The sequence below is a fragment of the Streptomyces sp. B6B3 genome (assembly GCF_039871525.1).
Lineage (GTDB): Bacteria > Actinomycetota > Actinomycetes > Streptomycetales > Streptomycetaceae > Streptomyces.
The window spans coordinates 440541-460419 of sequence record NZ_JBDPLU010000005.1 but is presented as its reverse complement, the minus strand read 5'-3'; the positions used below and the strand labels follow the sequence as shown (position 1 = coordinate 460419).

At 71.6% G+C, this 19879-nt stretch carries 17 protein-coding genes and 1 pseudogene; 7 read left to right on the top strand and 11 right to left on the bottom strand.

The features are described from left to right. Positions 1-384: 384 nt before the first annotated feature. Positions 385-2031 (bottom strand): DUF6119 family protein, encoded by a 1647-nt coding sequence (locus tag ABGB06_RS14570; protein WP_347589108.1) that lies wholly within the window; start codon positions 2029-2031, stop codon positions 385-387. Positions 2032-2176: 145 nt separating this feature from the next. Here ABGB06_RS14570 and ABGB06_RS14565 point away from each other — a divergent pair, with 145 nt between their 5' ends. From ABGB06_RS14565 to ABGB06_RS14545, 5 genes are read left to right on the top strand one after another with little or no spacing between them, the layout of a single operon-like run. Beyond that, positions 2177-3025 carry a hypothetical protein gene (locus ABGB06_RS14565; protein WP_347589106.1) on the top strand — a complete coding sequence of 283 codons (849 nt, stop codon included), beginning with the start codon at positions 2177-2179 and terminating at the stop codon, positions 3023-3025. A gap of 60 nt (positions 3026-3085) precedes the next feature. After that, a complete protein-coding gene (locus tag ABGB06_RS14560; protein ID WP_347589104.1) occupies positions 3086-4240 on the top strand; it encodes a hypothetical protein in 1155 nt (384 codons plus the stop codon). Beyond that, positions 4237-5067, top strand: coding sequence for a hypothetical protein (locus ABGB06_RS14555; protein ID WP_347589102.1), 831 nt, complete (start codon positions 4237-4239; stop codon positions 5065-5067). The genes ABGB06_RS14560 and ABGB06_RS14555 overlap by 4 nt, the downstream gene beginning before the upstream one ends. A gap of 11 nt (positions 5068-5078) precedes the next feature. Next, positions 5079-5744 (top strand): hypothetical protein, encoded by a 666-nt coding sequence (locus tag ABGB06_RS14550; protein WP_347589100.1) that lies wholly within the window; start codon positions 5079-5081, stop codon positions 5742-5744. 14 nt (positions 5745-5758) lie between these two features. Further along, a complete protein-coding gene (locus tag ABGB06_RS14545; RefSeq protein WP_347589098.1) occupies positions 5759-7138 on the top strand; it encodes a helicase in 1380 nt (459 codons plus the stop codon). A 15-nt stretch (positions 7139-7153) separates the two neighbouring features. Here the strand turns inward: ABGB06_RS14545 and ABGB06_RS14540 are convergent, their stop codons facing one another. The 6 genes from ABGB06_RS14540 to ABGB06_RS14515 all read right to left on the bottom strand — a co-directional run bounded on the left by ABGB06_RS14540 (position 7154) and on the right by ABGB06_RS14515 (position 14545). Further along, on the bottom strand, positions 7154-7840 hold the full coding sequence (locus tag ABGB06_RS14540; protein ID WP_347589096.1) for a restriction endonuclease: 687 nt from the start codon (positions 7838-7840) through the stop codon (positions 7154-7156). A gap of 631 nt (positions 7841-8471) precedes the next feature. Next, positions 8472-10640, bottom strand: a complete 2169-nt coding sequence (locus ABGB06_RS14535; RefSeq protein ID WP_347589094.1) for a UvrD-helicase domain-containing protein — start codon at positions 10638-10640, stop codon at positions 8472-8474. 44 nt (positions 10641-10684) lie between these two features. Then, positions 10685-11071 carry a DUF805 domain-containing protein gene (locus tag ABGB06_RS14530; protein ID WP_347589092.1) on the bottom strand — a complete coding sequence of 129 codons (387 nt, stop codon included), beginning with the start codon at positions 11069-11071 and terminating at the stop codon, positions 10685-10687. 53 nt (positions 11072-11124) lie between these two features. Then, a complete protein-coding gene (locus ABGB06_RS14525) occupies positions 11125-12342 on the bottom strand; it encodes a restriction endonuclease (RefSeq protein WP_347589090.1) in 1218 nt (405 codons plus the stop codon). Next, entirely contained in the window at positions 12339-14168 is a 1830-nt protein-coding gene (locus tag ABGB06_RS14520) for a DUF4357 domain-containing protein (RefSeq protein WP_347589088.1), read from the bottom strand. The genes ABGB06_RS14525 and ABGB06_RS14520 overlap by 4 nt, the downstream gene beginning before the upstream one ends. A 230-nt stretch (positions 14169-14398) precedes the next feature. After that, positions 14399-14545, bottom strand: a complete 147-nt coding sequence (locus ABGB06_RS14515) for a hypothetical protein (RefSeq protein WP_347589086.1) — start codon at positions 14543-14545, stop codon at positions 14399-14401. Between the two features lie 418 nt (positions 14546-14963). Here ABGB06_RS14515 and ABGB06_RS14510 point away from each other — a divergent pair, with 418 nt between their 5' ends. Next, positions 14964-16238 carry a DUF222 domain-containing protein gene (locus ABGB06_RS14510; RefSeq protein WP_347589084.1) on the top strand — a complete coding sequence of 425 codons (1275 nt, stop codon included), beginning with the start codon at positions 14964-14966 and terminating at the stop codon, positions 16236-16238. Here ABGB06_RS14510 and ABGB06_RS14505 read toward each other — a convergent pair. Both ABGB06_RS14505 and ABGB06_RS14500 read right to left on the bottom strand, forming a co-directional pair. Then, positions 16232-16609 carry a DUF805 domain-containing protein gene (locus ABGB06_RS14505; RefSeq protein ID WP_347589082.1) on the bottom strand — a complete coding sequence of 126 codons (378 nt, stop codon included), beginning with the start codon at positions 16607-16609 and terminating at the stop codon, positions 16232-16234. The genes ABGB06_RS14510 and ABGB06_RS14505 overlap by 7 nt on opposite strands. Positions 16610-16736: 127 nt before the next feature. Next, positions 16737-17045, bottom strand: coding sequence for an ATP-binding protein (locus tag ABGB06_RS14500; RefSeq protein WP_347589080.1), 309 nt, complete (start codon positions 17043-17045; stop codon positions 16737-16739). Positions 17046-17246: 201 nt separating this feature from the next. On the opposite strand from ABGB06_RS14500, the pseudogene ABGB06_RS14495 reads away from it, so the two are divergent. Further along, positions 17247-17348 (top strand): annotated as a pseudogene (locus tag ABGB06_RS14495) (DUF397 domain-containing protein); the annotation flags it as partial. Positions 17349-17498: 150 nt separating this feature from the next. On the opposite strand, the gene ABGB06_RS14490 reads toward ABGB06_RS14495, so the two are convergent. Continuing rightward, a complete protein-coding gene (locus ABGB06_RS14490) occupies positions 17499-18515 on the bottom strand; it encodes an NADPH:quinone reductase (RefSeq protein WP_347589078.1) in 1017 nt (338 codons plus the stop codon). A 241-nt stretch (positions 18516-18756) separates the two neighbouring features. Continuing rightward, positions 18757-19782, bottom strand: coding sequence for a methyltransferase (locus ABGB06_RS14485; protein ID WP_347589076.1), 1026 nt, complete (start codon positions 19780-19782; stop codon positions 18757-18759). Positions 19783-19879: the final 97 nt, after the last annotated feature.

Genomic DNA, 19879 nt, shown 5'->3' with positions numbered 1-19879 from the left:
CTGGCCGCCCGTCTTCGCTCACCCCGCGGAGCAACCGCCGGCACGCACCCACGGACGCCCGTCAGAGGCGGAGGCGGCGCATCCCGCCATCCCGCGGCACGTGGCATGCGTGACATGGTCCTGGCTCCGAAACGTGGGGGGTGAGCCGTTCGGAACCGGACGTTACGGAGCACACGCCCGAGGCGCAAGGGTTAGGTGATGCGCTGTTAGTACTGAGTGACGCCCCCCGCAGCCAGATTCGCGCAACTCGGACAGCAAACGTTTCGCCCCTGTCACCGGCTGCCAGTTGAGCCCCCCACCCCGTCCCGCACGAGCCACGGACCCGCGTGGTCCGGGTACCTGCGATCGCGACGATCGGCGATCCACCCGGGGTCGCGACGCCCGCTATGCGACGTGGCGCCGGGCAGCCTCGCCCTCGACGGCGTCCGCCCGCGGGATACCGATGACTTCCACCGACACGCCCCAGGACTCCAGGGTCCGGGCCGTGTGCACGAGCGTGATCTGGGAGAACGGGTAGAGCGTGTTCGGGGTGAGGTTGGCACGGCTCTTGAGAAGGATGGCGAAGACGACCTTCTTCGGCCGGTAGTCCACCGGAACGGCAGCTGCCTTATGAGCGAACCCCTCACGCGCCTCCGGAGAGTTGAGCAGGGTCTGGACGGCGACGACGCCCTGGTTGAACAGGTGGCTGAGCGGCCCTGAGCCACTCGCCTGCTTGACCATGACCAGGGTGCCGTCGGGGGCCAGCAGGTCGCAGACCTCCACGCCGTTGCCGCGGTGCAGCCGAGTCCGCACGTTGTCCCGGTCCAGGCAGACGAAGCCGGGGCGTTCGACGGGCACGAGCCGGTTGTAGTCCTTCTCGTCGTTCCCTTCCGGCCAGGCCGGCAGGTCCAGGGACGGCACAGGCGGAATCAGACGGCACACGGCTGCCTCGATGGAGGCGAGGTACGCCTGATCAGCCTCGTACCAGTCCTCCTCCAGCAGGAAGAAGCGGCGAGGGCCCAACCCGATCTCGGCCTCGAGCCAGCGCAGCGCCCGATCGCGGGTCAGGCGGTCGCTCGGCGCCGCGCGCTCGTGCGCGTACAGCGAGACGATGCCCTCGCGAAGCGCGGTCACGCGGCGCCCCTGTCGCTGCACCCGGGTGCGGTGAAGGAGGTAGTCGAGGTCCAGCTCGGTGCTGGTCCTCTCCTCCGTGCTGTTGACGCGGACGCCGAACGCCTTCGCCCGCTCGTAGTCCGACCAGCGCTCGGTCGGCACGGCGATGGTCGCCCGCGGCGTGCCCAGCTCACCCAGCATGTCGTCCAGCCGTCCATCGAGCTCAGCGATCCCGGCTCGATCCTCCACCGGCGCGAGGTTCTCGACGAACGCGAACCGCGGGTCCGGGGATTCGTCGCGGATGACGCGTCCGATCTCCCCGATGTCGGCGACCAGGGTCTCCGGGTCGGCTCCCAGGGAAAGTCGCAGGCCGCAGCCTCCGTCCGCGAGACGGCCGCGCGGGCCGGTCAGGCGGTCGTCGCTGGAATGTCCTCGCAGGCGCCGGACGAGTTGGTGGTACTCCTCGATCCTGAGGGCCGCGAGCGGCGCGCCGCCCGGGACCATGGTGGCGTCGGTGCGTCCTTGACCCGGCCGGTGGGTCACCAGCCCGCTGATGACGTCCGGGTTGACGGTCCTGATGACGTACCGCAGACCGAACCGACGGTCCTTGTACTGATCGGGGACGAGCCGGAAGCCGGCGCCGAAGCCGACCGCGTAGACCTCCCCGTCGATGGCGAGAAAGAGGGCAGCCGCCCCTCGGTAGTCGGGATGGGAGACCAACCAGTCCGTGAGCCGTGCGAAGTCGGGGCACCACGGGGCCAGGTCGTGCTCGAAGCGGCCGGTGACGCCGAGCGCGGGCACGCCCAGGGTCTCGATCACCCGGAAGTCCGCCGCGGTGTCGAGCAGTCGGGCCTCGTCGAGGGCGTCGAACATGGCGTCCACGGTGGGCTGGACGCCCTGGAGGCGGTACAGGGTGCGCGAAGAGGTGCGGGGCGGCATCACGAATCTCACCTTCGTCCGAGGAGCTGAACGCTGACGTTCCATCAGCATAGCTCAACATTGGAGAAGATTGGAATTCTTAGGAGAAGAGAGGGTAGGAGAGGAGAACATTGGCAGGACCCCCGATGGCGGGTAGGGTGATCTCGTGTCACAGTCAGTGGACGAACTCGAAGCCCGCATGGCTGACCTCCGGGCGCAGGTGCGGGAGGCGTCCCGCACGGGCGACAAGTCGGCCAGGCAACGGCTGCGTGCCGAGCTGCGCGAGGTCAACGCGGCCTGGGAGGACGCCCTGGACCGCGAGGCCGGCGAGGCGGACGTCGCTGCCACACGGGGTCCGGAGCCGCCGCGCCCGACCGCCTCAGCCGCCCCGCCCTCGGGGATGTCCGTCCCCGTCAGGGAACAGGCCCACCAGGCGCTGACGCTGCTCGGCGCGCCAGCCAGCCCGAAGTTGATCTCGGCCGCGCACGAGGCGTTCCTCACCGGCCCGATCGTCACCACGAAGCTCGGTTCGCTCCGCCGCGACGAGGAGAGATCCTTCAACGCCCAGCCCTACGCCCGGCCGTACTACGTCTGCGCCGCCCTGACTCACGACCGTCTGGGTCCCGCTCGCGGCCTGCTCGCCGTGTCCACGTGGCCCCTGGAGCGGAGGATCATCGGTCCCCTCAGCCCACGCGTCGACTTCCTCACCCACGCCATCCGCGTCGCGGAGGAGATCCAGCGCGTCCGCGCGGACGGCCGCGACCCCGGGGCGCACGCCTGGCGGCTGTTGCGCCGCTTCGCCGTCAACGTTCCGGGGGCCGACGACGGTTCGGACCCACCCGACCCCGAAAGAGTGGCGGAGCGCGCCGCGGGCGAGGTCCGCGTGCACGCGGACGCCGACGCCGCGGAACGACGTGAGGCAGCGGTCCGGACCCGGGACCAACTTCCGGACGTTCAGCAACTTTTTGGTGCTCCTCGGCTGGGAATCGCCGCGGCGCCGGCCGAGCACCGGTAGCCTTCGGCACATTTCCCGCGGTCCCCGCAGTACCGACCTTGCAGACTTTCAGGAAACGTCATGCCCTTACCGCCCAACAGGCCGTCGGCGGGCAACCGCCTGGCCGGCCTGCGCGGTCCGTCAGAGCCGCAGCCGTACAACGCACGTAAGATCGCCGCGCTCACGGCGAACCCGGGCTGCTCCCGGCGAGCGGTCCTCGACGCGGCGGGGATCGACAAGGCCAAGCTCGCCCGACGCCTGGGCTACCCCGACGCCTATGCCCAGTCGCCCTTCGCCCTTACCCGCGCCCACGCCTTCGCGCAGCTGGTCAAGGCCAACGGATACGCCGAGCTGATCACCCTGCTCCGCGCCGAACTCGACGCTCCGGTGGAGGAGGCGCGCGTCGCGGACCTCACCGACGTCGAAGGGGATCAGGACACCGCTCCGGGGATCCGCGCCCGCCAGACCAGGACTCTCCTCAGAAGCTTGATCGTCGAGAAGGACAGCCGGGTAATCCTCGACCATCCGCTGCTGACGCTCGACATCGGCGGACAGACCGCCTACCTCGAACCGGACGCTCTCACCCACCGCGTCGGCGACCGGTTCCACATCGTGGTGATCAAGTCCTTCTCCGCCATCGACGGCCAGGCCGACCCCCGGAAGGTGGCCGAGGCGGCCAAGGAGGCGGCCGTTTATGTGCTCGCGCTGCGACGCATGTTCGCTGCGCTCGGCGCCGCGCCCGAGCAGGTCGCGGACCGCTTCCTGCTGGTCTGCCCGAAGGACTTCGGCAACCGTCCCTACGGCCGGCTGATCGACCTGCGCCAGCAGCTCGACGCCGTCACCTACCAGATCGACCGGCTCGGCCGAGCCGGCGAGCACGCCGCCGCGCTACCCGCCGACGCCACCTTCGATCTCTCCACCGACGATGACCAGCGGCCCCACGTCCCCACCGACCGCCTGACCCGGACCCTGACGTCCCTGGACTACCTCTACCGGCCCACCTGCCTGCACTTCTGCGAGATCTCCCGACACTGCCGCGACGCCGCGTTCGCCGCCGGGCAGCCCGAAAGGCTCGGCACGTCCGTTCGCGACGACCTCCCAGGGCTGGACAACACCACCACCGCTCTGCGCGCGGCCGACAGCCTGGCCGAACCTGCCGCGGACCAGCGGGAGGTCGTCGAGCGACTCCGCGCCGCGGCACAACTCCGCGCGCGTCACCTCCCGGAGGCGTCGTGAGCGTGCTGACCACCTACGCCACGCTGCGGGCGGCCGCCACCGGGCGGGCCGAGCCGCTGACCACCGTGCGGCACAACCATCTGGCGGCCCGCCCGTTCGTCCTCATCCCCGTCGGGCTCGCGGGAGAGGCATGCGCCCCCCTCGCCGCGCTCGCCGGCACCGAGCGCGACGAGCCCGAGTTGCTGGTCGTCGCGCAGCCGCGCGACCGCGCAGAACGCCTGCGGTTCGCCGCCGACCTGGCGGCCCTGGTCCTGCCCTACCTGACGTCCTTCACTCACGACAGCGAGGAGTACGCCGGACGGCGGGACGGAGTCAAGGCAACGCTGCGGCGCTTCACCGACGCCCCGCAGCTCCTCGTGCCGAACGTCGGAGGCATCGCCTTCCTGCGGCTGCTGGGACGCTCGACGCGGTTCCGCGGCACCGAGGGCCCGCACGCCGTCCATCCGTCCGTGCCGCTCCTCGGCAAGTGGCTGACCTGGTTCGCCGACCGGGCCGAGTTCCCCGGGAGCAGCGTCCTGCTCAGCGTCACCGAGGCCCTGGGCGCCCACTGGGCCACGGGACAGAGCGGCGTCGAGGACGGCAATCTCGCCGCCCTCCTCGGCTGGATCGATCCGCCACCCGGCAAGGACGGCCACGACGCCGCCCGGCTCGCCGAGGACCCGGCGCGTTGGCCCCCGGCCGGGCCCACCACCGACCCCACCTTCGACCGCACCCTGGAAGAGCTCCTGACCGCGCGCGACGGCGCGCCGTCGCAGCCGCGCCAGACGGCGTTGCGCCGCCAGATCGCGGACCTGCTCCGTCCCAACTGGAGCCGACCTGGGAGCTGATGTGGCGGGGCGTGGACCTGCTGAACGCGCTGCCGCCCGGGGCCTCGGTGGCCCGACGCTGGGATCTGGACCGCACGCGCTTCACTGACTACACCGCCTACCTCGCCGAGAGTGGCCTCCCCCAGGCCCGCCGCGACCACGCGGTCGGCGCGGCACGTCGACTGGCTCGGCTGGAAGACGCCGCCACCCGCTACGCCATCGACCGCGCCTACGACGACCCGCTGGTGATGGCGGAACACGAACTCTCGGGCGACGCGTTCAGCGGCGAGGTCACCGCCACCGACCCCGAGCGCATGGTGCCCGGTCCGAAGCAGGCACTCTTCCGCCCGCTCGTCACCCTCCGCACGGACGCCCCGCCGTCGCGTATCCGGTCCGGCGAGGAGGTGAGAAGCCCGACCCGCAAGGACCAGCCGGCCACGGTCCTCGCCATCCGCGAACTGCCCGGCGGCGGAGCCGAGGTGGACCTGGAGCTGACCGGCGGCCTCGCTCGTAAGCGGAAACCACCCGCACCGCCCGGATGCATTCCGGAACCGGGCGAACTGCTGTGCTACACCGCTCTCGACACCCGTTACAGTCCCCCCTCCTTCCCCGAGGAGGAGAACACGCCCTGGACCCACGGCGGGCCACCCGTGCCCTACACCCCGACCGAGGACGACGCCGACGAGGCGTGGGAATGAGGAGGCCGCCGGCCGTGACCACCAACGTGACTCCCGCCTCCGCCACCACCCCCGCGCCAGGCGCCCTCGCCGACGCGGCCGTCGCCCGAGTGCTCGACGATCTGGACATCACCGAACGCGGCGTCGTCGTGGACTCGCCGCCCGGCGCCGGCAAGTCCACCCTCGTGGTCCGGGCCGCCCACCATCTCGCGGCCCGCATCGGGCGCGTCATGATCGTCGCCCAGACCAACGAGCAGGTCGACGACCTCGCCGAACGCCTCGCCACGTTCCCGCGGAGCGGGGACCCTTTGCGCATCGGCCGGCTGCTGGGCGGCGACCGCACCCTGCCGGAGCGCGTCGCCCGGCTCGACAACGTCACCGGCGCGCGGAGGCTCGACGAGCTCGGGGACATCGACGCGCTGCCGCGGATCATCGTCGCCACCGCCGCCAAGTGGAGCCACGTCAGGGCGCCTCAGGATCAGCCGTGGGCCTGGGCCATCGTCGACGAGGCGTACCAGATGCGCTCCGACGCGTTGCTGCGCTGCGCCGGGCTCTTCGACCGGGCGCTCTTTGTCGGCGACCCCGGTCAGCTGGACCCGTTCGCCACCGTCGAGACCGAACGCTGGACCGGCCTGACCTGGGACCCGCTGCGCAACGCCGTGGACGTCTCCCTCGCCCACAACGCCGACATGCCCACCCGTCAACTTCCCGTCTCCTGGCGGCTGCCCGCCACCGCCGCGCCCCTCATCGAGCGGGCCTTCTACCCGTTCACCGCCTTCACCTCCGGCACGACGGACAGCGACCGAGGCGCCGAGCTCACCGCCCCGGCGCTGCGCTCCGGCCCGCTGGACCGCGTCCTGGAGCAGGCCGCCGCCTCCGGCTGGGGCTATCTGGAGCTGCCCGCACGCCACACACTCCGCACCGACGGCGACGTCGCCGCAGCGTTGGCCGCTCTCGCCCGCCGCCTCCTCGGCCGCGGTACCAGAACCCGCTGCGACCAGGCCCCGGACGGCCGCGACCTCGTCCCGGCGCGCATCGCCATCGGCGTCGCCCACAACGACCAGGCCGAGGCCGTCCGCGCCCATCTCGCCCCGGAACTGAGCGGCGTCACGGTCGACACCGCCAACAAGCTGCAGGGCCGCGAGTTCGATGTCACGCTGGTCTGGCATCCCCTGTCCGGCCGGGCCGACGCCAGCGCCTTCCATCTGGAGACCGGCCGGCTGTGCGTCCTCCTCTCCCGGCACCGACACATGTGCGTCGTGGTCGCCCGGGCCGGCATCCGGACGCTCCTCGACCGCCACCCCTCCTCCCAGCCCGTCCACCTCGACGTCCCGCCCAAGTTTCCCGACGGCTGGCGGGCCCACCAGGCCGTGATGGACCACCTCGACCACCCTGACTTCCGCGTGCCGGCCTGAGCCGCGTCCGACCCGTCAGCCTCCGGCCAGGCGCCGGGGACGTCGCGAGGGACGCTCAGGTAGTCGCAGCAGATCGTGGAGAGGGACGCCGCGTTCGGCCCAGGAGCGCAGCCGATCCCGGTCCGTCCAGAGAACCCGATGGCGGTCGCCCCAGCGCATGGCATCGCTGGTGACGCCGCCATTGGTGACCACCACCCCCACATCAGCCCTGTGGACCGGGCCCGCCGTCCCGTTGACCTGGTACATGACGGAACAGCCCACCTTGGCGCCCACCTGCGTGTGCTTGGCCTGGATGACGATCCTGCCGCGCCGAGGGTGGTCCCCGATGACGTCCGCGACCTGGTCTCCCTTCCTGCCGACGTGACGGGCCGTCCAGCCGTCCCGGATAAGCAGGTCACGCAGAGCGTGCTCGAACTGCCCGTCGTCCATGGCGTCGATCTCGGCGAGCGGGATGCGTAGCCGGGCGAGCATGGCGGCCCGCGTCCGCTCCGCCCGCGCGAAGCGGAACGCGCGCCGCACCCCGTAGAGAAGACCACCCACGACCACGACGACCAACGCCGGCCAGGCGCCCAGCACCACGTGCCAGGCCGCGACGGCCATCTGGGCCACCAGCACCGCCGCCGCGAGCGCGACGGCGGTGGCGGCGACGCGCTCATGCCTGCCGCGCGGCTTCCGCAGGCGCGGCCGAGAGACGGTGCTCACCGTGCCGCCGGCTCGGACACGGACTTCTCCGACCCGGCCGGCTGCTCCGCGTCCGACTCGGAAGACCCGAAGCCGACAACCTGTCCCCACAGCCACACGCCGGCGACGATCCCGGCGATCGTCCAGCCGCCGAGCTTCTTCCCTGCGGGCTTCGGCCGGCGCCGATAATGCGGCCTGACGTAGACAGAACCCTCCGGAACCCCACGCTTCCCCTGCGACATCTGCCTGCCCCTTCAGCTGCCGGCGAGTCCTCCGATGCGGCTCGCCTGTTGATTTTTTCTAACAGCGACCACTGACAGAGATGGCGGGAAGATCAAGAAATCGAGCCGCCCTCAGAGCGCATGATGAAGCGCGTTCGAGAATCGGCGACTCACGACATCTGACCTGTATGAAGACACGAGCAATCGGCACGGCCACCGGCCGGACGATTCGGCAGGGAACAGTTTCACGACAGATAGTGGTACGCCACGGCCAAGGAAAGCAACCGCCGCTTGACCGGAAAGTCATCCCATTCGAACAGCAGGAACAAAGTGAAGTATTTCACTTATCGAGAGGGAGAGCGATCACGCATAAGCATCATCCGCACCAGCACATCACTCAGATCGCTCGGAAGTAACCCCTTCCCCGTTTCCTAACGAGTTCCGTCGGGCGTGAGTCGCGGCAGGAACGGGCTGGGCGCTCCGCTCCAGGAGACGGAGAGATCCTCCCTGGCCCGGGTACAGGCGACGAACAGCAGGCAGCGCTCGCGCAGCAGGTCGGCGTCGTGTTGCAGCCGGTCCACCTCGGCCGGGGTCACTTCGCGGGTGAACGGCACCGCGCTCGCCGTCGCCCCCACCACCGCCACGCAGCGAAACTCCAGCCCCTTCATGGCATGCATGGTCGCCAGCCGTACCCCGTCGTCGCCCGGCGCGGGGTTGTCCCTGATCCGCGCGGTGGGGATCCCGGCCGCCGTCAACTTGTCGCGCACCGCGTCGAGCAGCACGTTGAAGCGCGCACAGACAGCGATCTCGCTGGCCCTGATGCCCTGGGCAAGCCGCTCCCGGACGAGCTCCACCAGCGCCGCCACCTCGGCCGCCTCGGCGTCGTACCCGCTCGTCCGCGGGCGCCTGCCGTGCAACAGCGACCGGTACCCGGAGAGGTTGTCGCGGCCCGCTCCACCGAGGTCCTCGACGGCCGCGTCGGCGAGGATGCCGGTGGACCAGACCAGGATCTCCTCCGTGCTGCGGTAGTTGACGCGCAGCCGGCTGCTCCGGCCCAGCACCGCGATGCCCAACGAGCCGAGCGACACACGGGAGTCGTAGATCCGCTGGTGCGGATCGCCCGTGATGAACAGGTCGTCCGGGCCAGGCGACACGGCGGCCCTGAGCACCCGCCACTGGGCCGGGTGCAGGTCCTGTGCCTCGTCAACGACCACGTGATCGTAGCGATCCGTCGCCGAGCCGGCCTCGGTGAGGAGCCGTGCCGCCCGGTCGCACACCTGGAGGTGGGTCACCACACCGCCGGCGCTCAGCTCCGCCGTGAACGCCTCGATCGCGCTCCACACCTCGGGCCGCTTCGCCTCGGGAAGCCGGCTGCCCCTGCCGCGCCGCACGACCCGCAGGTACGCCTCGGCCGACCGGATGTCCTGCGCCAGCACCACGTGGCGGTACTCCTGCGCCAGGAACTGTTCGGTCCACGGCAGGTCGAGCCGGCGTATCACGCGCCGCCACACCTGCCGCTCGTCCCGGTCCCCGACGGGCCTCGGAGCACGCCCTCCGAGCTCCGTGACGATGCGGTACGCGTAGGCGTTGACGGTCGTCACGTCCACCCGCGCCAGCAGCTGTTCGTCGTCGTCCAGGAGCAGCGCCAGGTTGTCCCGCAGGCTGCCGGCCAGCGCGTTGGTGAAGGTGGTGAGCAGCACCCGGCTGTCTGGCGAGCGGGACAGCAGGTGTTTGACCCGGTGCAGCGCGGCGACGGTCTTACCCGTTCCCGGTCCGCCGGTGATCTGCGCGGGGCCGCTGTACGAGACGCGGTAGGCGACCCGGCGCTGCGAGGGGTGCAGGAAGACCCGCCAGGCGGCGAACGGCTTCGCCAGGATCTCGGCCAGTTCCTCGGGCCCGCTGACCAGCGTGATCCGGCTGGCGCTGTTGGCGATCGCCGCGGCCAGGTTCTCGGCGCCCGCCGCGTCGTCGCCGCGGGCGGCGGCCGGGCGCCGGAGCCCGACCACGTCCCGGTACACCTCCTCCGGGCTGAACCCCTCCGCGAGAAACTGGAGCACCTCGAACTGGTCCTCCGGCAGCAGCGACCCGAACGCCTCGAGCTGCGGCTTGTCGACGACGGTCCGCACCGCCCGCAGCACCTGGTCGTCGATGCCGAGGCCGCGCAGCACGGTGTCCGAGTGAGCGGTGAAGAGCAACGTCGGCGCCTGAGCCGCCGCCCTTTCCAACGTCGGCGTCAGTTGCTCGATCGCCGCCACGTCGCGCACCTCAAGGGCGCGGGTCGCGGTGTTCACGGTGTAGAGGCGCTTGGCCGCCCAGCCGTAGGCGTCGTCGTGCGGCACGACGTTGAGCAGCAGGAAGACGTCACTGCCGTCGTCCGGAGCGAGGACGACGCCGCGCCAGAAGTCGTTGACGCGGATGGTCCGCATCCGCGGATCTCGGGCGTTCACCACCATCTCCAGGTGCAGCCCCTTGTCGGCGTGCAACTCGGCGACGGACAACCGCTGGAACTTCTCCATCGCCTTGCGCACCCCGGCCTTGACCGGCTTCTCAAGTGCGTCGTAGCTCTCCCAGAACGTGTTGGCGAAGGCCAGTCGCGGCACCTGTCGGCTCCTCACGTCGGTTGGTGAACGGTTTCCCGCGGCGATCAGTAGGCGGGGCTGACAAGGGGGTCGACCGAGGGCGGCGGGCCGTACCTGTTGGGCATCGGGTCACCCTGCTGGCAGAAGAAGACGAGGACGACGAGGCCCAGCAGCGGGAGCATTCCGACGAGCACCCAGGCGCCGTTCCGGTCCGTGTCGTGCAGCCGGCGCACGCTCACCGCCACGACGGGGAAGATCGCTCCGACATAGAGAACCGTGGCGAGGAGGGAGATGATGGGCACGGAGTGGGACGCGGTCGCCAGGAAGGCCGCTCCCACGGAACACAGCATGAGGAAGAGGACGAACCACCAGTACTCGGCGCGCGACGCTCTCCCGCGCCAGACGAACGACCGGAGCAGGCACCGCTGCACCGCCTCCTTGAAACCGATCACCGCTTCTCCGTCCTCGTTTGTCGTTGGCGTTGTTCGTTGATTCGAGTCCGGGCTCACCCGGTCACGCCTCGTGCCATCCATCCGGCGAGCGTGCGCAGCTGGGCGAGCAGCGCGTCGGGCGGCCGGTCGAGGGCGAGGGCGTGCTGGTGCAGGACGATGTCCGCGCCCCGCACCCGGTGGCTGGTGCGCGTGGCACTCCCCCGGGCGTAGACGAGGTGTCCCTCGCCGAGCCCGAGCGCGGCGCAGTAGGCGAGCATCTGGTACAGGTCCGCGTCCGGGAAGGCGCCCCTCTTCTCGGCCTTGTACTTGGCGTCGGCGACGGCGATCGGCCCACCCTCCTCACCGTTCCAGACGAGGTCGGGCCTCATTCGGACGGTGTCGGCCTCGTCCAGGTACACGCCTCGTGCCTGAAGCGCGCAGCGCCCGCCGAACTGCCGCAGCGCCTCGCGCAGCGCGACGCAGACGAAGTCCTCGAAGACCTTGTTCATATCGAAGAGGAACCCCTCGACCCGCGCCCTGCCGCCGACCCGATGCTCCACGGACGCGCCGGCCAGGATCATCTCCGCCAGCCGTAACGCCGGCTGGTAGCGGGCGTTCAGCCGGGAGGGCCGCCAGTCGGGCCGGCGTTGTCCCCGCACGAGGGGCATGACATCGGCGAGCCTGGCCCGCTGGTGCAGCAGGCGCGCCCGCACGTCCCGCGGTACACCCGGCACCCGCAACAGCCGCTCGGTCGCGGCGCGGAGCAGCCGATTCTCCGCGATGTCGGTGGTGAACTCGTCGTAGGCGATCTCCACCGGCAGCGCCGCCCCGAACCGGCGCCGGATCTGCTCGGCCTCCAGGATCCGACCCCGGACGACGAGGGCGGCGTCCTCCGTGTGCCGATATCCCTGGAGCACGCCCCTGCCGAGGGCACGCGCCACCTGCCGTTCATACGCGTGCGCCAGCGCGGGCAGCAGCCCGCGCTCCTCGGCCACGTCGACCAGTCCGTCGTCCCGCCACCCGCGCGGGTCGAGGCTGTAGCCGAGCAGGAAGAACAGCCGGCCGATGGTCACCTTCGGCGCGATCCGAACGGTCACGGGCTCCGCCCCGGCCGCCGTGACGGTCACGGCGCCCACCTTGCTGCCGGCCCTGAGCCGCCAGTTGCCGGGGAGGTACGGATCTGGTGTCGCCGACTCGACGACGCCGGCTGCGGCCAGCGCCCGGCCCACCGCGTCGGGCAGGGCCCGGCTGACCGGTTCGCCGTACTCGCGGAGCTCGACCGGGCCGTTCACGTGCTCGGCTCGTCGGCCAACGCCCTCCGCAGGGCCGCGACCCCGTACCGTTTCTCGACGTCGACGCCCTCTCCGTAGTGGTGCTCCTCCAGCAGCGGCAGGATCTTCGTCCGCCAGGTGCGCTCCAGTCCACCGTCCCGGTACACGCCCGGCTTCATCAGGTACGACGGGCCGATCCGGAAGTCGGGGTCGTCGATCCGCTGGTTGAGCGCGTCCAGCAGCCTCGCGGGCTCGTCGTCCTTCCCGTTCCTCATCAGCCACCGCCGGAGCAACCCGCGCGTGGGCTCGGTGCGCGGCGACAGCTCCACGAACGCGAACCGCCGCCGCATCGCCGCGTCCACGAGGGCGATCGAGCGGTCGGCGGTGTTCATGGTGCCGATGACGAACAGGTTGCGCGGGAGGGAGAAGTCGTCGCCCGAGTACGTCAGCCGCACCGTCTGGTTCCGGTATTCGAGGAGGAAGTAGAGCTCGCCGAAGACCTTCGCCAGGTTGGCGCGGTTGATCTCGTCGATGATGAGGAAGTGCGGGACGTGCCGGTTGCCCTCGCGGGAGGCCAGGTCGGCCAGCTCCCGCAGCGGCCCGGCCGTCAGCCGGAACGCGACCTGCCGGGTCTCCGGATCCTCCTGCGGGCGGAACCCCTCGAAGAAGTCCTCGTAGGCGTACGACGGGTGGAACTGAACGAGCTTCACCTGCTCGGGCCCGCCACCGAGGAACTCGGCCAGCTTCAGCGCGAGATACGTCTTCCCGGTGCCCGGCGGCCCGTAGAGCACGAGCTGCCGCTCGTCCCACAACAGGTCGCGCACCTCGTGCAGCCACTCCGCCTCGTGCACCAGCAGTTCGTCCGCCAGCGCGTCGTCCGGCTCGGGCAGCTCCAGCTCCCGCCGGGCGGTGATCGCGGGAATCTCCACGCTCGGGTCTCGGTCGGCCGCCTCGGCCTCCTCGATCAACTCCTCGTCGCTGACGCCCAGCCCGTCGATGAGGTCCTTCGCAGCGGTGAGGTCAACGACCTCGCGCTGTGCGGACAGCTTCTGCCGCAGTTCCTCGGGCAGGTCCTCGTAAGGGTGCTCGGCGTCCGCCCACTCCACCGGGCGGCGCAGGTTGGACCGCCCGTCGTCGGAGGCGATCTGCTCGGCGGACCCGGTGATCTCCCCGACGTGTAGCCTCCCGCCGGACAGGGCACAGACCGTGTCCCCCGGCCGCATCCGGGAGAGGAACGCGTGCAGCTCCTCGACCAGCGCCTGCTTCTGGCTGTAGCTCGCGGTCGAGGCGTAGTCCTCCTCCACCGCCGTCCGCAGCCGGTCCTTGCTCATCCCCTCCTCGATGCCACTGCCCTGCCGTAAGTGCCGGGCGGCGAGCGTCACCAGACCCTGGGGCCGCCACAGCCGCGGGAAGAGATCCAGGCCGGAGACGTTCCCCCCACGGACCAACCACGCCCGGGCCGGGCCCCAGCCGGGCAGATCGGCGTAGTCGGCGAGCGGATGCCCGTCGGCGCTCTTCCAGTCCTGCCAGCCGTTCGAGTTGCGCCCCAGCAGGATCGCGGCGGCTTGCGAGGGTGAGTTGCACTCCACGTCCTCGACCACCTCAAACCAGCCGGGATGGGTGACCGACGGTCGCATCACGCCCGCATCGGCGAGCTGCTGCCGCAGCGCGAAGGCGGACGCACCCCTCACCGACAAGGAGGGCACGGCCTCGGGCCGGGCGGGCGACCCGGCCGCCACGACGAACTTCTGGCTGCCGTTCGTCCCCATCTCCTCCAGAAGCCGCCCCCGCGCCTCCGGCCCGCCGTTGGGCAGCCGCAGCACGTACTCCCGAGAGTCCTCCGTCACCGATCCCCCGCCGATCCGTCGCCCCTGACGTTGCCTTCCGCCACACTACGCGCAATGACTGTCACTGACCGCGCTTTCGGCTGGAACAGTGACCTCGCCCAGGCGGTCTTGGTCGTCGGGCGGGCAAGGGGGAGTGCTCCAACTGTCGGCGAGGGCGGTGACGAGGAGCAGGTCCCGTCCGGACTCGGCCGTCGGGTCAGCGAGCGAGGTGCTGCGGGGCGGGCACCAGGTCACCGCGTCCATGAGTGACCGCGACGGCGGACCACCCCAGGGGGAGCGTGGAGGACGACGCCAGCCGGATGCCCCCGCCCACCCACCTGACCGTGGAACACGGCGTTCGCGGCAAGCTCCGCGACCACCAACTCCACGCGTTCCACGACGTCGGGCGGCACCTGCCAGGCGCGCAGCCACTCGGCGGCGAGCTGCCGGGCGAGGCGCTGCGCCGCGCCGGGTGGAGGAGAGGTGCTGAGCGAACGTCGTCGCGGAGACGGGGAGCTGAGGGGCGGCGGAGCTCATCCCCGCACGTCCGTGGCCACCCGGACCGCTGCGGACCATCCCCGCGCGCCCGTGGCAGGTACTCGGCGACGCGACTCTTTCGGGTGATGTTCGATGTTTGAGCTGGGGTTTTCACGTTCAGTTCGAGAGAATGTGAGTGCCGCGAGTATGGGAGTGAGGGGGCGGGTCATGGCAGGGGTTGCCGAGGTCCGCCGGCGCACCAGAACGGGTGCGCCGGCGGACACATGCGCCGGCGGAGGACTTGGCGATGCTGGTGACGCGGACGAGTGGGCTCGGTATGTGGCCACGGTTCCGGTGGGGGCGGACACCGCCGGGTTGTTGCCGATGTTGCGGGCCGAGGACCTCTCTCCGGCGGGGCGGATCGACGCGTTGCGGGCGCTGGAGCGGCACCTCGAGTGGATCCAGGCCCTGCAGGTGCGGATGCTGGCCGCGCTCGACGCCGATCCGGTGCCGGCCTTCGGCCCGGATCGTTCCGACGCGGCGGCCGACTGGGACGCCACGGTGGAGGAAGTGGCCTGCGCGTTGCGGCTGTCGGCGGTCTCCGCCGCCGCGCGGCTGGCCGACGCCGCGCGCCTCTCGGGCGTTCTCAGCGGCACGCTGGGTCTTTTGGAGGATGGCCGCATCAACTACCAGCAAGCCCGGGCGGTGTGCGAGATCAGCGCGCACTGCTCCGACGAGGCGGCCCGTCGCGTCGAGTCCCTGGTGACGCCGCTGATGCCCCAGCAGTCCGTGGCCGCCACCCGCAAGGCGTTGCACCGCGCGGTGCTCAAGGCCGATCCCGACGGCGCCGCGGAGCGGCACGAGCGAGCCCGGGAGGAGCGGCGGGTGGTGCGTACGCCGGTGGAGGACGGCATGGCGTGGTGGCGGGTGCTGTTGCCGGCCGAGGACGCCGCCCGGTTGGACGTGGCCGTGGACGTGCACGCCGAAGCGATCAAGGTGGAGGACGACCCCCGGTCGGTGGACCAGCGGCGCGCCGACGCCCTGGTGGCCCTGGTCACGGGGAGCGCTGTCCCGTTCGACGGGACAGCACCGGCGGGCCGCACGTCAGCGGTGGTACAGGTGACGGTGCCCTACGACACGCTGATCGGGGCCAGTGACGACCCGGCGGAGCTCAAGGGATACGGGCCCATCACCGCGGGCCAGGCGCGGGCGCTGGCCACCGAGCCGGGATCGGTATGGCGCCGGCTGCTGACCGAGCCCACCACGGGCCGGCTGGTGAAGACCGACCCGACCAGTTACCGCCCCACCGCCGAGGTCGAGCGCCACGTCCTGGCCCGGGACACGGTCTGCCAGTTCCCGAGTTGCTCCATGCCGGCCCACCGATGCGACATCGACCACATCCGGCCCTTCGACCATGACCGGCCCGAGGCGGGTGGTCCCACCGAACCGGACAACCTGATGACCCTGTGCCGGCGCCACCATCGCCTCAAACACCAGGGGCGATGGTCGGTTCGACGGGACACCACGACGGGAGAGGTCACCTGGACCGCCCCCACCGGCCACCGGTACCACCGGGCCCCGCACGCCTACGCCGCCGGCCGGTCGCGTCACTGAGACGTGCTGACGAGCAGATCAGACGTGGGCGGCGGACCGTACCTGTTCGGCATCGGGTCACCTCGCTTGCATAAGAAGACGAGGCCCACCAGCGGGAGCAACGTGACGAGCGCCCAGGCGCCGTTCCGGTCGATGTCGTGCACCCGGCGCACGCTGACCGCCACAAAGGGGATGCCGAGTGCGAGGCAGAAGACACCGGCGAGGAGGGGGACGAGGGGCGTGGTGTCGGACACCGCCGCCGAGGCGTCCGCCCCCCAGGAACACAACATCATGAAGAGTACGAACCACCAGTACTCGGCGCGCGACGCTCTCCCGCGCCAGACGAACGACCGGAGCAGGCCCCGCTGCACCGCCTCCTTCATGCCGATCATCGCTTCTCCCTCTCCGTTCCTCGTTGTCGGTGATCAGGAGCGCGCGGTTTCAGCACATGCGTCACCCGCCCCACACCAATCCATCGCCCCTCGGCCATATCTTGCACAACACTACGCACAAGGACGGTCACAAGCAGCGCTTTTGGGCCAGCTCGGCCCAGACGGTTTTGCCGTCCGGCGGGCAGGGGCGAGTACCCCAGCGGTCGGCGAGGGCCGCGACGAGGAGTAGGCCACGCCCCCTCTCGGCGGAGGAGTTCGCGACCGGGGAGCCAACGGGCCGGGCAGGTGGTCGCCGCGCCCGTCGGTGACCTCGACGCGGACCACCCCAGGGGGGTGGCGTGGAGGACGACGCCAGCCGGAAGTCCCGCCCACCCACCTGACCGTGGAACACGGCGTTCGCGGCAAGCTCCGCGACCACCAACTCCACGCGTTCCACGACGTCGGGCGGCACCTGCCAGGCGCGCAGCCACTCGGCGGCGCTCCGCCGGGCGACCCGCTGCGCCGCGCCGGGTGGAGGAGAGGTGCTGAGCGAACGTCCCCGTGGAAACGGGGAGCTGAGGGGCGGCGGAGCTCATCCCCGCACAGCCTGGCCCGCGCGCATCGTCGCCGACCACACGCGCGCCGCGTACGCGCGGTCCAGGCCATCCACGTCCGCGACTCCAAGGACGCGGCCCAGCCGCACGTCGTCGTCGGACGCGACGGCTGGGCCCGGTTCGTGAGGTATGCCGCGGGGAGTTGAGCCAGCGCTCCCACGGGGCCGCTGAACGGCCGCCGCGTGCGCCGCCGCCGATCTCGGCATCCCGCTCCACCACGGGGTCGCCGTCGAGACCGACCGGGTGCGCGACCGCAGGTGCTCAGGCGGAGGGACGGCGCGGTTGGCCGAGCCCCGTCACGGCGTGACGTCCACCACGACCTTGCCGACGGCGCCGCTCTCCACCGCCCGGTGTGCGTCGGCGGTGCGGTCGAGCGGAAAGCGGACCAGCGGCAGGCCGTGGTCCTCGCCGACCGGCAGGGCGCCGTCGCGGACCGCGGCGGCGACGTCCTCGACGGCCGCGGCGAGCGCGTCCCGACCGACCGTGTAGAGCACCAGGAACTGGAAGCGGGTGTTCAGCATCATGTTCTGCGTCACGTCCAGTTCGACGGGCTTGCCACCGTCGTTGGCGTAGGTCGAGATCGTGCCGCGGGTCCGCAGCACGGCCAGGTCCAGCGCGAGGTTGGCGCCCAGCGCCACCTCGGCGACGATGTCGACGCCGTCCGGGGCGATGGCGCGGATTGCGGCGGCCGGGGCGCCCTCGCGGTAGTTGACCACGTGGTGGGCCCCGGCGGCGGTGGCCAGCCGGGCCTTCTCCGGGCCGCTGATCGTACTGATGACGGTGGCGCCGGCCCATCGGGCGAGCTGGATCACCGCGTGCCCGACCGCCCCGGCGCCGCCCGCGGCGAGCACCACCCGGCCATCGAGCGCCCCGGGCCCCAGCCGGCGCGGCCCGTCCTCGGCGACGGTGAGCGCCCGGTGCGCCGTGAGCGCGGGGACGCCGAGCGCGGCGCCGACGTCGAACGCGACCTCGTCGGGCAGCGGCACGGCCTGTTCGGCGGGCACGACGGTGAACTCGGCGGCGGTGCCGGTGGGCCGCCCGGCGGCGGCCATGAACAGCCAGACCCGCTGGCCCACCCGGCTCCCGTCGACCCCCTCCCCGACGGCGTCGATCGTGCCGGCGCCGTCGAGATGCGGCGTGACCTCGGGGAACTGCTGGGGGCGGTTCCCGGAGCGGGTCTTCCAGTCGGTCGGGTTGACCCCGGACACGGCGACCCGGACGCGAACCTCGCCAGGGCCGGGCGCGGGCAGCTCACGGTCGACGAGCTGGAGAACGTCGGGGCCACCGTTGTCGCGGTAGATGATGGCTTTCATGATCCGTCCCTGGGGTCTGGTGTGCGGAGTCTCGTGTGCGGAGTCTGGTGTGAGAAGCGCTCCCGACGCGGCCGCGATTCCCTGCCGATCACGCCGATCGCGCCGATCACGCCGATCACGGCCTCGTCGCGCGGGACACCAGCACCATGCTGTTGGTTGCGGGAGCGTCACATACGAGAGGCGCCCCGGTCGTGGCGACAGACCGGGGCGCGACGGATTCGTTCCTGCGGACGGCGTGCGGCTACGCCGGGGCGGCCTCGAGCAGGGTGTAGGGGTGCGGGGGTGGGAGCGGGGTGACGGCGGTGAGGGTCAGGTCGGCGGTGGTGCAGAGGGTGTCGAAGTCCTCGCGGGTGCGTTCTCGGCCGCCGAAGCCGACCAGCATGCTCAGGTCGCTCAGGTAGGGGAGCGGCGAGGCGCCCGAGCTGTCCGGGGACGCCACGACCGGGGGGAGCAGCGACTCGACGATCAGCACCCGGCCGCCGTCGGCCATGGCCGCGCGGCAGTGGCGCAGGATGGTGGCGGAGCGTTCGTCGTCCCAGTCGTGCAGCACGCTCTTGAGCAGGTACACGTCGCCGCCGTCCGGCACCCCGGCGAAGAAGTCGCCGGTGCGCGGCTCGCAGCGGTCGGCGACGCCGGCCCGGCGTAACGTGGCGTCCGCCTGGGCCAGGCCCTCGGCCGAGTCGAACAGCACGCCCCGCACGGCCGGGTGCGCGCGCAGGATCGCGGCCAGCAGCGTGCCGTCGCCGCCGCCGACGTCGACCACCGTGCGGAACCGGGAGAAGTCGTAGTGCGCGGGCAGCACAGCCGCCGCGGCCCGCGTGCCGTGGCTCATCGCGCCGTTGAAGACCGCCGACAGCTCCGCGTCGTCCCGCAGCCAGTCGAAGAACTCCTTGCCGAACACCTCGGAGAAGACAGGCTTCCCCGTGCGCACGCTGTCCTCCAGCCGGTCCCAGGCCTGGGCGATCGGCGGGTTGAACAGGCGGACGTAGGAGGCGAAGGCCTCGGGCCCGTCGCCGCGCAGCAGCGTGCCCACCTCCCCCACCGAGAAGCGCCCCGGCTCCGTCTCGGACAGCACGCCGACCGCCGCCAGCGCGCGCAGCAGCCGCAGCATGGCCTGGGGATCGGCGCCGCACTCCGCCGCCAACTCCGCGGCCGGGCGCTCGGCGTCGCCGATCCGCTCGATCAGGCCGAGCCGCAGCCCGGCGACCAGCAGCCGGGAGAACAAGTGGCCGTACACCAGAACCGACAGTCGCTCCTGAGCCCTCATGTCGCCCTGTCCCACAGCAGCCCCTCCCTGACCGGCGAGCAGTCCCGGAGCAAAATCTCCCTCAAAACACAGCGCTGCGCCAGAGGCAGACGGGCCA